Origin of the sequence: Citrobacter sp. wls710, assembly GCF_005281115.1 — a bacterium.
In the GTDB taxonomy this organism is placed as follows: Bacteria; Pseudomonadota; Gammaproteobacteria; order Enterobacterales; family Enterobacteriaceae; genus Citrobacter; species Citrobacter werkmanii.
Map to the genome: position 1 here is coordinate 84,228 of NZ_SZXD01000061.1, position 12,141 is coordinate 96,368.

The 12,141-nt window shown below is 54.3% G+C and carries 9 protein-coding genes; 4 read left to right on the forward strand and 5 right to left on the reverse strand.

Annotation, left to right across the window (positions count from 1 at the left end; translation table 11 throughout):
• Positions 1-64: 64 nt before the first annotated feature.
• From ftsN to priA, 3 genes are all read right to left on the reverse strand, one after another.
• Positions 65-1,039, reverse strand: coding sequence for a cell division protein FtsN (ftsN, locus tag FDX14_RS23480; RefSeq protein ID WP_137350354.1), 975 nt, complete (start codon positions 1,037-1,039; stop codon positions 65-67).
• Positions 1,040-1,132: 93 nt separating this feature from the next.
• Positions 1,133-2,158 carry a DNA-binding transcriptional regulator CytR gene (cytR, locus tag FDX14_RS23485; protein ID WP_042313387.1) on the reverse strand — a complete coding sequence of 342 codons (1,026 nt, stop codon included), beginning with the start codon at positions 2,156-2,158 and terminating at the stop codon, positions 1,133-1,135.
• 154 nt (positions 2,159-2,312) lie between these two features.
• Positions 2,313-4,511, reverse strand: coding sequence for a primosomal protein N' (gene priA / locus FDX14_RS23495; protein WP_137350356.1), 2,199 nt, complete (start codon positions 4,509-4,511; stop codon positions 2,313-2,315).
• 257 nt (positions 4,512-4,768) lie between these two features.
• Here priA and rpmE point away from each other — a divergent pair, with 257 nt between their 5' ends.
• Positions 4,769-4,981, forward strand: coding sequence for a 50S ribosomal protein L31 (gene rpmE, locus FDX14_RS23500; protein WP_003028810.1), 213 nt, complete (start codon positions 4,769-4,771; stop codon positions 4,979-4,981).
• Between the two features lie 52 nt (positions 4,982-5,033).
• On the opposite strand, the gene metJ is transcribed toward rpmE, so the two are convergent.
• The gene (gene metJ, locus FDX14_RS23505) at positions 5,034-5,351 is read right to left on the reverse strand and encodes a met regulon transcriptional regulator MetJ (protein WP_003825168.1); all 318 of its coding nucleotides are present in this window, start codon (positions 5,349-5,351) and stop codon (positions 5,034-5,036) included.
• 265 nt (positions 5,352-5,616) lie between these two features.
• Between metJ and metB the strand changes: the two genes are divergently transcribed.
• On the forward strand, positions 5,617-6,777 hold the full coding sequence (metB, locus tag FDX14_RS23510; protein ID WP_137350357.1) for a cystathionine gamma-synthase: 1,161 nt from the start codon (positions 5,617-5,619) through the stop codon (positions 6,775-6,777).
• A gap of 2 nt (positions 6,778-6,779) precedes the next feature.
• The gene (gene metL, locus FDX14_RS23515) at positions 6,780-9,212 is read left to right on the forward strand and encodes a bifunctional aspartate kinase/homoserine dehydrogenase II (RefSeq protein ID WP_042313376.1); all 2,433 of its coding nucleotides are present in this window, start codon (positions 6,780-6,782) and stop codon (positions 9,210-9,212) included.
• A 26-nt stretch (positions 9,213-9,238) separates the two neighbouring features.
• Here metL and FDX14_RS23520 read toward each other — a convergent pair whose 3' ends face one another.
• Positions 9,239-10,423, reverse strand: coding sequence for a cytoplasmic protein (locus FDX14_RS23520; protein WP_137350358.1), 1,185 nt, complete (start codon positions 10,421-10,423; stop codon positions 9,239-9,241).
• Between the two features lie 133 nt (positions 10,424-10,556).
• On the opposite strand from FDX14_RS23520, the gene FDX14_RS23525 reads away from it, so the two are divergent.
• Positions 10,557-12,113 (forward strand): bifunctional metallophosphatase/5'-nucleotidase, encoded by a 1,557-nt coding sequence (locus FDX14_RS23525; protein WP_137350359.1) that lies wholly within the window; start codon positions 10,557-10,559, stop codon positions 12,111-12,113.
• The last annotated feature ends 28 nt before the right edge of the window (positions 12,114-12,141 follow it).

Below are 12,141 nucleotides of genomic sequence, written 5' to 3' on the forward strand. Positions count from 1 at the left end.
AATACAGGCCCCGCACAGGATGCGGGGCGTAATGCAAGTATAGATGGGGGGGATTTTGGGGGTTTCAACCCCCAGTGGCGAGTCGAATGCAGTTTGTGTGACCAGCAACCTTCAGGCGGCTGATGGTGTTGTCGGCATTCTCTTTGCCTTTGACCGGACCAATGACCACGCGATTCCAGCCGTTGTTGGTGGTGATACGCGAGTTGAACCCTTCGAAGGCCAGCTGCGCGCGCACGGTTTCTGCCTGCTCAGCGCCTTTAAATGACCCGCACTGAACCATCCAGCGGCGTTCATCTTTTTTCTCCGCCGTCTGTTTTGGCGGTTGCGTTTCATTCGTTATTGGCGCGGCCGGTTGCGTTTTCGGCTGAACGGCGGTGGTATGCGCAGGCGTTTGCAGCAGATCCTGATACGGCTGTTGCGCCGCCGGTTTTGGCTGCGGTTTCGGCTGTTGTACCGGTGCGGTTTGCGCCGTACGCGTTTGCGGCTGCTGGTAAGGCTGTTCCGTTGCTCGTTGGCGTGGCTGTTGAGCCTGCTGCTGCGTAGTGTTCCACTGCTGCTGTTGCACCTGACGCTGACGCTGCAGCGTTTGCTGGCGTTGTTCAGGCGTTTGTTCGTTCCACGGGACTTCGTTGAGCTGCGTTGGCTGTTGACGCATGTCAGCCTGCATCTGCGCCAACAACTGGCGTTGCTCATTGGTTAACTGGTCGGCGTTCAGCACCTCGCCGCCGGCGGACGGTTCGGTAGGCGCGCGTACGCCAGGCTGACGGCTTTCCAGCTCTTTGATGTATCGCCAGCGCTCTTCCGGTTTTGGTGGAATGCCATTGCCGGTGACTTTCTGGTTTTGCAGCGTTTCGGACTCTTCTTTCTTGTGATGCGTAATGAAGTACAGACCACCGATAAAGGTCACGAGTACGGCTGCAGCAATAGCAACCATTGCGGGCGATACCGCAGGCGTATTGCGTTGTTTTTTCCGTGATGTGCTCTTTTTGCGCCGCGAAGGTGCCGGTTGGCCGCGACGTACATAATCTCGTTGTGCCACTATCGTTTCGCTGTATTTATTCGTTCGTCAGCCCGCCATGTTACTTAAGCGGCGGGCCTTTGACCAGACAGGGGAGTCCGAAAGCACTTTACTTTACGTCAGTGCCCGGGTTGTACCCCGAATAATAAGCTCGCAGTCCAGTAAACGTGAGCCACTGCTGACGTTCTGCCCTTGTAATTGATCGAGCAGTAACAGCATAGCTTCACGTCCGATATCGAAACGCGGCTGTGCGACGGTTGTCAGGGGTGGATCACAAAATTCCGCGAGCGAAATGTTATCGAAGCCGATAATCGATAAATCATCGGGCACCTTCAGGCCCTGACGTTTGGCGTAAGAGAGGGCGCCAAGCGCCATGACATCGCTGTGACAAAAGACCGCGGTAGGCGGCTGTGGTAGCGCCAGGAGCTGTTTAAGCGCATTGGCTCCCGCTTCATAGGTAAAGTCACCGCGCGCGATGAAATGCGGATCGACCGTAATTCCGTTGCGGCGCAGTGCCTGAACGTAACCTTGCAGACGGTAATGGCACAGCGGCATATCCTCTGGTCCGGCGATACAGCCAATGCGTTTATGTCCCAGTTCCAGCAGATAGTTCATCGCGTTAAAGGCGGCGGTGAGGTTATCAATGTGCACGGTGGGAAGTTCCAGCTCTGGCGCGAACTCGTTGGACATAACCATCGGCGGTAAATTACGCTGCTCTTCCACGCTGGCATCAAACGGCAGGCGCGAGCTGAGCAGCACCATGCCATCGATCTGCTTGGTGATAATGAGGTTAAGAAAGGTCTTTTCCTGCTGATTCTGGTGCGCGCAATCGCCGATAAGCACCAGATATCCCTGTTCTGCGGCGGTGACTTCTATGCCACGAATGACTTCGCTAAAAAACGGATCGCAGATATCCGGTACAATCACCAGAATGGTACGTGACTCATTACGCTTTACGTTGCGTCCCATCGATTGAGGTAGATATCCCACTTCCAGAGCAGCTTGCTCAACCTTGTTACGGGTTGACTGCGAAACTTTGTCTGGGTTCATTAATGCGCGGGATACGGTTGCCGTTGAGACTTTCGCCTTCAGAGCAACATCTTTCATCGTAGCGGCGGCAACCTGCTTATTCGGTTTCACTCTTTCTCCTCGCCAGGGCGGCTGGCACAGACTCGTCCCTGGATAACCTTCATCTGAAACATTTTTATCAGATAGTGAATGGAAGCGGTTACAGAATTTTCATAAAAAGTGTGATGGATATTTAATTTTACGATCCGCCTCGCATCGTGAGGGATTATCCCTCGATGGGATCGACATCCAGCACCCATTTAACCTTACGTGCATCGGGTAATGTATTAATCAGCGCCAGCGTGCCGCTGACGATATGCTGCAGGCGAATTCGCGACGGGTGCTGCAACAAAATTTGCCAGCGATAGCGACCGCCACGTTTGGGCGCCAGGGCAGGAACCGGGCCTAACACCCACAGTTTTTCATCGGCCAGCGGACTGGCCTGAATCAGATTTCGTAACTGCTGCAAGAACATCGGCGCATGCTGGTTGTTGTGATCTTCTGCCCGCACGATGACATGGCTGGTCCATGGGGGAAGCTGGAGCGTTTGTCGCTCGGCCAGCGCCTGTTCGGCAAAGGCGTCATAACCTTTATACAGCAAGGTTTGCAGCAGCGGATGTTCAGGGTGGTGCGTTTGTAGTACCACTTCGCCCTGCTTCCCGGCGCGACCGGCACGCCCGGAAACCTGCGTGTAGAGCTGGGCGAAGCGTTCTGCCGACCGGAAATCTGCGGAGAACAGCGCGCCGTCAACGTCCAGCAGCGCCACCAGGGTGACGTCCGGGAAATGGTGGCCTTTTGCCAGCATTTGCGTGCCGATCAGGATCCGCGCGCCGCCGCGGTGTACTTCCGCCAGATGCTGCTCCAGCGAGCCTTTACGGCTGGTCGTGTCGCGATCGATGCGTGAGATTGGCACGCCGGGGAAAAAAGGCGCCAGAGCCTGCTCAAGCTGTTCGGTGCCGAGTCCTACCGGAACCATATGCGTTGAGCCGCAGGAAGGGCACTGACGCGGTATCGGACGCTGACTGTCGCAGTGGTGGCAGCGCAGATGGTGCTGCGCCTGATGCAGCGTGTAGTAGTGATCGCAGCGCGGGCATTCAGCAATCCAGCCACAATCGTGACACAGCAGGGCAGGAGCAAAGCCCCGGCGATTCAAAAACAGGATCACCTGATTATCCGCCTGCAGGTGCTGACGCATACGGGCGATAAGCGCAGGGGCGAGTCCGGCCTGCACCTGCTGACCTTTCAGATCCAGCACGTGCTGAGTGGCTGGGCGGGCATTCCCGGCGCGGCGCGTCAGGCGCAGCATGCGGTATTTTTTCTGCCGCACGTTGCACAGCGTTTCCAGTGCTGGGGTGGCTGAGCCGAGAATGATGGGAATTTGTTCGCTATGGGCGCGATAAACCGCGAGGTCGCGCGCATGATAGCGCCAGCCTTCCTGCTGTTTATAAGAGCTGTCGTGCTCTTCGTCGATGACAATCACGCCCAGATTTTTAAACGGCGTAAACAGCGACGAGCGAGTGCCGATAACAATCGCCGCTTCGCCATTTTTCGCCTTCAGCCATGCCGAAAGACGTTCACTGTCATTTAAACCCGAGTGCAGGACTTCGACCGGCGCATTGAAGCGCCCGCGAAAACGGGCAATAGTTTGCGGCGTCAGGCCAATCTCCGGCACCATTACCAGTGCTTGTTTGCCTTGGGCGAGCACATTTTCCAGTACGCTTAAATAGACCTCTGTTTTACCCGATCCCGTCACGCCCGCTAATAGCCAGGCGCTAAAACTGTCAGAAGCGCTGTGGATCGCCCCGACGGCGGTAGCCTGTTCGGTATTCAGCCGCAGACGCTCACCGGAAACCGCGTAGTGTGTACGCCAGTCGCTAAACCCTGGCGTTTCGCTTGCCAGATCGCACAGGCCTTTTTTACGCAGCGCCTGCAAGGCGGCGTCATTAAATTCCAGCTCTGCCACCTGGTCGCGCCAGATTTTTCCCTGGCGTAATGCTGCCAGCGCCTGCTGCTGCTTGGGAGAACGCTTCAGGCCGTTGAGATCAATAACCTGGCCCTCTTCAGTGGCAAACCAGTACCACATGGGCGTGTTGGTAGCCGGGCGTCCCTGGCGTAGCAGAATCGGCAGGGCATGAAACAGCACGTCGCCAATAGGATGATGATAATAGTCAGCTGCCCACAACAGCAGACGCCAGACGGAGGTCGAATAGACCGGTTCGCTGTCCAGCACTTCGAGAACGGCTTTTAATTCGCTCCGCGGCAGTTCGCTGTGCTCGCTAATGGAAAGGACGATGCCCACGCGCTCCTGCTGCTTGCCAAAAGGCACGCGTACACGACACCCGGCTTTGGCGCTCATGCCTTCCGGCAGAAGGTAGTCAAAGGTGCGAGGTAGCGGAACGGGTAAGGCAACGTGCGCAACGGGCATTGAATCATCCTGACTTGAAATCTGGCGGGTTAGTATACACATTAGTGAAGGGTAGAATGCGGATCAGTTTGCATGAGCAGGTTAATTTCTGTATGATTCGCCGCCTTTGATGCAAATTGATTGCGTCAAATACTGACCATTACCCGAGAATTTCAAGCTGTTGATGCAGTGTGAAAGGTGACGGGGAATAATTAACATCGCGTGGTGTCTGGCGTTAGGGCTGGAAGAGCGACGCGGCCTTAAACCGAGGTTTTCCCATGAAAAAAGATATTCACCCGAAATACGAAGAAATTACTGCAAACTGCTCTTGCGGTAACGTCATTAAAATCCGCTCTACTGTCGGTCACGATCTGAACCTCGACGTGTGCAGCAAGTGCCACCCGTTCTATACTGGCAAGCAGCGTGATGTTGCTACCGGTGGCCGTGTTGATCGCTTCAACAAGCGTTTCAGCATCCCAGGCAGCAAGTAAGTTTCAGCTGTCAGAAAAAAGCGCCTTACGGCGCTTTTTTTGTATCTGTCATTTAGTATTCCCACGTTTCCGGGTTGATACCCAGTTCACGCATGATTACCTTTGCTTCTTCCGGGATTTCATCACTGCGCTCTTTACGCAGGTCGTCATCGTTGGGTAGTGGTTGCCCGGTAAAAGCATGCAGAAACGCTTCACACAGCAGTTCGCTATTGGTGGCGTGGCGCAGGTTGTTCACCTGACGACGCGTGCGTTCATCGGTAAGGATTTTTAACACCTTCAGAGGAATGGAAACCGTAATTTTTTTTACTTGCTCACTCTTCTTACCGTGCTCAGCGTATGGGCTGATATATTCGCCGCTCCATTCAGCCATGAGATACCTAATCCTCTTCGTCATTAATATTGAGGCCAGAACCTGAGCCCGGACCATAATTGCGCGTAGTTTATCGTAGTGGCGCGGCCCTGACACGAAGTAAGCCGACGCGGATGTACGCTAATGCATATAATTTTAACGGCTATTTGCGGTTTGCTCAATCTATACGCAAAGAAGTTTAGATGTCCAGATGTATTGACGTCTATTGTAACTATGATTAATCTGGTGCCTGACTTTTCACCGACTCAGCCAGGATCTCCTCAATATGACGCGTAAACAGGCCACCATCGCAGTGCGTAGCGGATTAAATGACGACGAACAGTACGGTTGCGTTGTCCCGCCGATTCACCTCTCCAGTACCTATAACTTTACCGGTTTTAATGAACCTCGCGCCCATGACTATTCACGCCGCGGTAACCCGACGCGCGATGTGGTTCAGCGCGCGTTGGCAGAACTGGAAGGTGGCGCGGGCGCGGTACTAACCAATACCGGTATGTCGGCGATTCATCTGGTGACGACGGTATTCCTGAAACCTGGCGATCTGCTGGTCGCGCCGCACGACTGTTACGGTGGCAGCTATCGCCTGTTTGACAGTCTGGCAAAGCGTGGCTGTTATCGCGTACTGTTTGTCGATCAAGGCGATGAGCGGGCATTGCAGGCGGCGCTGGCGGAAAAACCGAAGCTGGTGCTGGTAGAAAGCCCCAGCAACCCGCTACTACGCGTGGTGGATATTGCGAAAATCTGTCAATTGGCGCGTGAAGCTGGTGCAGTCAGCGTGGTAGACAACACTTTTTTAAGCCCGGCACTGCAAAATCCACTGGCATTGGGCGCCGATCTGGTGTTGCATTCATGCACGAAATATTTAAACGGTCACTCAGACGTGGTGGCTGGCGTGGTGATAGCGAAAGATCCGGAAACGGTCACTGAACTGGCGTGGTGGGCGAACAATATTGGCGTGACCGGCGGCGCGTTTGATAGTTATCTGCTGCTGCGCGGTTTGCGAACTCTGGTACCGCGTATGGAGCTGGCGCAACGTAATGCTCAGGCGATTGTTGATTATCTGCAAACGCAGCCGCTGGTGAAAAAATTGTATCACCCGTCATTGCCGGATAATCAGGGGCATGAGATTGCCGCGCGTCAGCAAAAAGGGTTTGGCGCGATGCTGAGTTTTGAACTGGATGGCGATGAGCAAACGCTGCGTCGCTTCCTTGGCGGGCTGTCATTGTTTACGCTGGCGGAATCGTTAGGAGGCGTTGAAAGTCTGATCTCCCACGCTGCAACCATGACACACGCGGGAATGGCACCAGAAGCGCGCGCGGCAGCAGGGATTTCGGAAACGCTGCTGCGTATCTCCACCGGTATTGAAGATGGCGAAGATTTAATTGCCGACCTGGAAAATGGCTTCCGGGCTGCAAACAAGGGGTAAACATGAGTGTGATTGCGCAGGCAGGGGCGAAGGGTCGTCAACTGCACAAATTTGGTGGTAGTAGTCTGGCTGATGTGAAATGTTATCTGCGTGTCGCAGGCATTATGGCGGAGTACTCGCAGCCTGATGACATGATGGTTGTTTCAGCCGCAGGCAGCACCACTAACCAGTTGATTAGCTGGCTGAAGTTAAGCCAGACCGATCGTCTTTCTGCGCATCAGGTTCAGCAGACGTTACGTCGCTATCAGAGCGAGCTGATTAGCGGTTTGTTACCACCAGAAGTGGCCGACGGCCTGATCGGTGCGTTTATTCACGACCTGGAGCGTCTGGCCGGATTACTCGACAGCGGCGTGAACGATGCCGTTTATGCTGAAGTTGTCGGACATGGTGAGGTATGGTCGGCGCGTTTGATGTCCGCCGTCCTTAACCAACAAGGTATGGAATCGGCCTGGCTGGATGCGCGCGATTTTTTACGTGCGGAGCGTAGCGCTCAGCCGCAGGTGGATGAAGGTCTCTCTTACCCATTGCTGCAGCAACTGTTGGCGCAACATCCGGGTAAACGCCTGGTCGTTACCGGTTTTATTAGCCGTAGCAACGCCGGTGAAACGGTACTGCTGGGGCGTAATGGTTCTGACTACTCGGCGACGCAGGTTGGCGCGTTGGCTGGGGTTTCTCGCGTAACTATCTGGAGCGATGTCGCCGGGGTTTACAGTGCGGATCCGCGTAAAGTGAAAGATGCCTGCCTGCTACCGCTGCTGCGTCTGGATGAAGCCAGCGAACTGGCGCGTCTGGCGGCTCCGGTCCTCCATGCCCGTACCTTACAGCCGGTTTCCGGCAGTGATATTGATCTCCAGCTGCGTTGTAGCTATACGCCGGAGCAAGGTTCAACGCGTATTGAACGCGTGCTGGCTTCCGGGACCGGGGCGCGTATCGTGACCAGTCATGACGACGTCTGCCTGATTGAGTTTCAGGTTCCCACCGGTCAGGACTTTAAGCTGGCCCACAAAGAGGTCGACCAGATTTTAAAACGCACCCAGGTGCGTCCGCTGGCGGTGGGTGTGCATCCCGATCGCCAACTGCTGCAATTTTGCTATACCTCCGAAGTCGCTGACGGCGCGTTGAGAATTCTTGATGAGGCCGGATTGCCGGGCGAGCTGCGTCTGCGTCAAGGGCTGGCGCTGGTGGCGATGGTCGGGGCGGGCGTCACCCGTAACCCGTTGCACTGCCACCGCTTCTGGCAGCAACTGAAAGGTCAGCCGGTTGAGTTCACCTGGCAGTCGGAGGAGGGCATCAGCCTGGTCGCCGTACTGCGTACTGGACCGACGGAGAGCCTGATCCAAGGTCTGCATCAGTCAATTTTCCGCGCGGAAAAACGTATCGGCCTGGTGTTGTTCGGGAAGGGGAATATTGGATCACGTTGGCTGGAGCTATTCGCCCGTGAGCAAAGTACGCTCTCGGCGCGTACCGGATTAGAGTTCGTGCTGGCAGGCGTGGTTGATAGCCGCCGTAGCTTGCTGAATTATGAAGGGCTGGATGCCAGCCGCGCGTTGGCCTTCTTTGATGATGAGGCAGTGGAACAGGATGAAGAGTCGTTGTTCCTGTGGATGCGCGCCCACCCGTATGATGACTTAGTGGTGCTGGACGTAACTGCCAGTGAGCAGTTGGCTGATCAATATCTGGATTTCGCCAGCCACGGTTTCCATGTTATCAGCGCCAACAAACTGGCAGGTGCGAGCAGCAGTAATAAGTACCGCCAAATTCATGATGCGTTTGAAAAAACAGGTCGCCACTGGCTGTATAACGCCACCGTGGGTGCAGGTTTGCCGATCAACCATACCGTGCGCGATTTGATTGATAGCGGAGATACCATTCTGTCGATCAGCGGGATCTTCTCTGGCACGTTGTCGTGGCTGTTCCTGCAATTTGATGGCACGGTGCCATTCACCGATCTGGTGGATCAGGCGTGGCAGCAGGGGCTGACCGAACCAGACCCGCGCGTGGATCTTTCCGGCAAGGATGTGATGCGTAAGCTGGTGATTCTGGCGCGTGAAGCGGGTTACGACATCGAGCCGGATCAGGTTCGCGTGGAGTCGCTGGTGCCTGCGCATTGTGAAGAAGGCTCTATTGACCATTTCTTTGAAAATGGCGATGAACTGAACGAGCAGATGGTGCAGCGTCTGGAAGCGGCGCGTGAAATGGGGCTGGTGCTGCGCTATGTGGCGCGTTTTGACGCTAACGGTAAAGCACGTGTGGGTGTTGAAGCGGTACGTTCTGAGCACCCGCTGGCGGCATTGTTGCCGTGCGATAATGTGTTCGCCATTGAAAGCCGCTGGTATCGCGATAACCCGCTGGTGATTCGCGGACCTGGCGCAGGCCGCGATGTGACCGCCGGAGCCATTCAATCGGATATCAACCGCCTGGCGCAGTTGCTGTAGTTTGCGATGCCGGATGGCGTTTACGCTTATCCGGCCTGGCTATGACACCAACCGTAGGCCCGGGAAGCGGCAGCGCCACCGGGCAAATCGCTCTGGGTGATTAGGGTGTTGTATTTCTCCGTCAGCGTCCTTATCGTCTGAAACACCGAATGGGCCGAGTAACGGGCGCTATCCCGAAATTCCGGCTGTTGCTGCAGCCAGGCGATAAAATGATGACTTGCCCTCAGCGTTATCGAGGCTCCTTTTTCAACCTGTCCCTCCGTTAACAAACACACCATTTTACGCCTGTTGTTCTGTTGCCAAATCTGCCACTGGTTTTGCCACCATCCCTGATAACTTTTGCCCAGTAATTGCCAGGGCATGGTGTGTTGGTCGTCGCCCATTTCTTCATCCACAAACCAAAGCGAGGCGTGATGTTCGCGAAATTGTTCCGCCCATGCGGTAATCACAGCACCGCGCAGAAAACATTCGTGGGCGATGATGTGCATTTTAACCGTTGGCCAGAGATGGCTCAGAACGCGGAAATGCCCATGCGCGGTAATGACCGGGCGTAAAATCTCACCGCTGGCGTTACGTTTGAGCATCGCGCTGCCGTACTGAATTTCGTCAAACTGGCTGCGGCGTAAAAACTGCGTTTCTCGCTGATTTACACGCTGGATAACATCGTCATGCTTCGCTGTGGCCTCGACCATCCCGCGCCAGCGGTAAACTAATGACTCGCCAACAGAATGAGGAGTGAAGTTGCTGGAAAGATGCAAAATATTGCCACGAATAGCATCAAAACTGAGTAATACATACAGTTTCTGATCTGCACTTGCGCCTTGAAAAGGGACGATAAGCGGCACCGTCACTATCTGTTCTGGCGGATCAATAGTCGTCGATGGCGGTTGTCTGGGGGTCCAGACTTTTCTACAGCTCCGGCACTGTAGGCGCTGGGTTCCCTGTGGGTTATGTCCATAACGGATCGGTTCCCGCTGATAGCAATTTGGGCAAAAAAGACCGCTTTTAATTGCAAAATGTGTAAAACAGGCGGCCAACCACTCGCGGAAATGTTCAGCGTTAAACAGCGGGGGATAACTTCCGCATGCCCGGCAGTGCAGGGCGGCGTAGCCCAGCCGGTAATCGGGCCAGCTGTAATCAACTGAGTTTGCCAGCCCCAGATTTTTGCAGCCAAAAGACTTGCAGCAGTTGATGGTGAACAGAGAGGTCATCGCATTACCAACGATTTTTAATGGTCGTTGATTTTGCCCTGCAACTATTACCGATGGGTGTGAGTCTTCTCACATAAAAAAACCTTTCAGAACGTAACGTAGCGATTCTTTATATGACTGAAAGGGATTGATTATGAAGTTAAAAATGCTTGCTGTCGGTGTTCTGGTATCGCTGCCGTTATGGGCGTCAGCGAAAGACGTCACGATTATCTATACCAACGATCTCCATGCCCACGTCGAACCTTATAAAGTCCCGTGGATTGCTAATGGCACACGCGATATTGGCGGTTGGGCCAATATCACGACGATGGTGAAGCAGGAAAAAGCGAAAAATAGCGCTACCTGGTTCTTTGACGCGGGTGATTACTTCACCGGGCCGTACATCAGCAGCCTGACAAAGGGCAAGGCGATTATCGATATCATGAATACGATGAATTTCGATGCCGTCACTATGGGTAATCATGAGTTCGATCACGGCTGGGATAATACGTTGTTGCAACTGAGCCAGGCGAAATTCCCCATTGTGCAGGGCAATATCTTTTACCAGAACAGCAGCAAAATGTTCTGGGATAAGCCCTGGACCATTATTGAAAAAGATGGCGTAAAGATTGGCGTCATAGGTCTGCACGGTGTATTTGCTTTTGATGATACGGTTTCGGCTGCGACGCGCGTTGGCATTGAGGCGCGGGATGAGGTGAAGTGGCTGCAACGTTATATCGATGAATTAAAAGGTAAGGTCGATCTGACGGTGGCGTTGATCCACGAAGGTACGCCGGCGCGTCAGTCCAGCCAGGGAAGTACAGATGTGCGTCGTGCGCTGGATAAAGATATCCAGACTGCAGGTCAGGTGCATGGCCTGGATATCCTGATCACCGGCCATGCGCATGTGGGCACGCCAGAGCCGATTAAAGTCGGTAATACCTTAATTCTCTCCACCGACAGCGGCGGTATTGATGTCGGTAAACTGGTGTTGGATTACCAGCAAAAACCGCATCAATTTACCGTGAAGAATTTCGAGCTGAAGACTATCTACGCCGATGAGTGGAAACCCGATCCGCAGACGAAACAGGTGATTGATGGCTGGAATAAAAAGCTTGATGAAGTGGTACAACAGACGGTTGCCAACTCGCCGGTTGAGCTGACGCGTGCTTATGGGGAATCCTCCTCGTTAGGGAATCTGGCGGCGGATGCATTACTGGCTGCGGCGGGTAAAGATACCCAGTTAGCGCTTACCAACTCAGGTGGCATTCGTAATGAAATCCCGTCAGGTGCGATTACGATGGGCGCAGTTATTAGTACCTTCCCGTTCCCGAACGAGCTGTCTACGATGGATCTTACCGGTAAGCAACTGCGTAGTTTGATGGAGCACGGCGCGGGTTTAAGCAACGGCGTACTGCAGGTATCCAAAGGGCTTGAGATGAAGTACGACAGCAGCAAACCGGTTGGTCAACGGGTCACCGTATTGACGCTGAACGGTAAGCCAATTGAGGACGCTGTGATTTATCACATTGCCACCAATAGCTTCCTGGCAGACGGCGGTGATGGTTTTACGGCATTCACCGAAGGCACCGCGCGTAATACATCCGGCGGTTACTATGTCTCTAATGCCGTGGTTGATTATTTCAAAGCGGGAAATACGCTGACGGATGAGCAACTGAAAGGCATGCGTGTGGAAGAGGTGAAAAAGTAACTCGTTCAGGCCAGCAGACAATCCGCTG

Bases quoted from the DNA above. Each gene is read 5' to 3' on its own strand.
- priA (WP_137350356.1), bottom strand. From the start codon at position 4,511: ATGCCCGTTGCGCACGTTGCCTTACCCGTTCCGCTACCTCGCACCTTT.
- rpmE (WP_003028810.1), top strand. From the start codon at position 4,769: ATGAAAAAAGATATTCACCCGAAATACGAAGAAATTACTGCAAACTGC.
- metJ (WP_003825168.1), bottom strand. From the start codon at position 5,351: ATGGCTGAATGGAGCGGCGAATATATCAGCCCATACGCTGAGCACGGT.
- metB (WP_137350357.1), top strand. From the start codon at position 5,617: ATGACGCGTAAACAGGCCACCATCGCAGTGCGTAGCGGATTAAATGAC.
- metL (WP_042313376.1), top strand. From the start codon at position 6,780: ATGAGTGTGATTGCGCAGGCAGGGGCGAAGGGTCGTCAACTGCACAAA.
- FDX14_RS23520 (WP_137350358.1), bottom strand. From the start codon at position 10,423: ATGACCTCTCTGTTCACCATCAACTGCTGCAAGTCTTTTGGCTGCAAA.
- FDX14_RS23525 (WP_137350359.1), top strand. From the start codon at position 10,557: ATGAAGTTAAAAATGCTTGCTGTCGGTGTTCTGGTATCGCTGCCGTTA.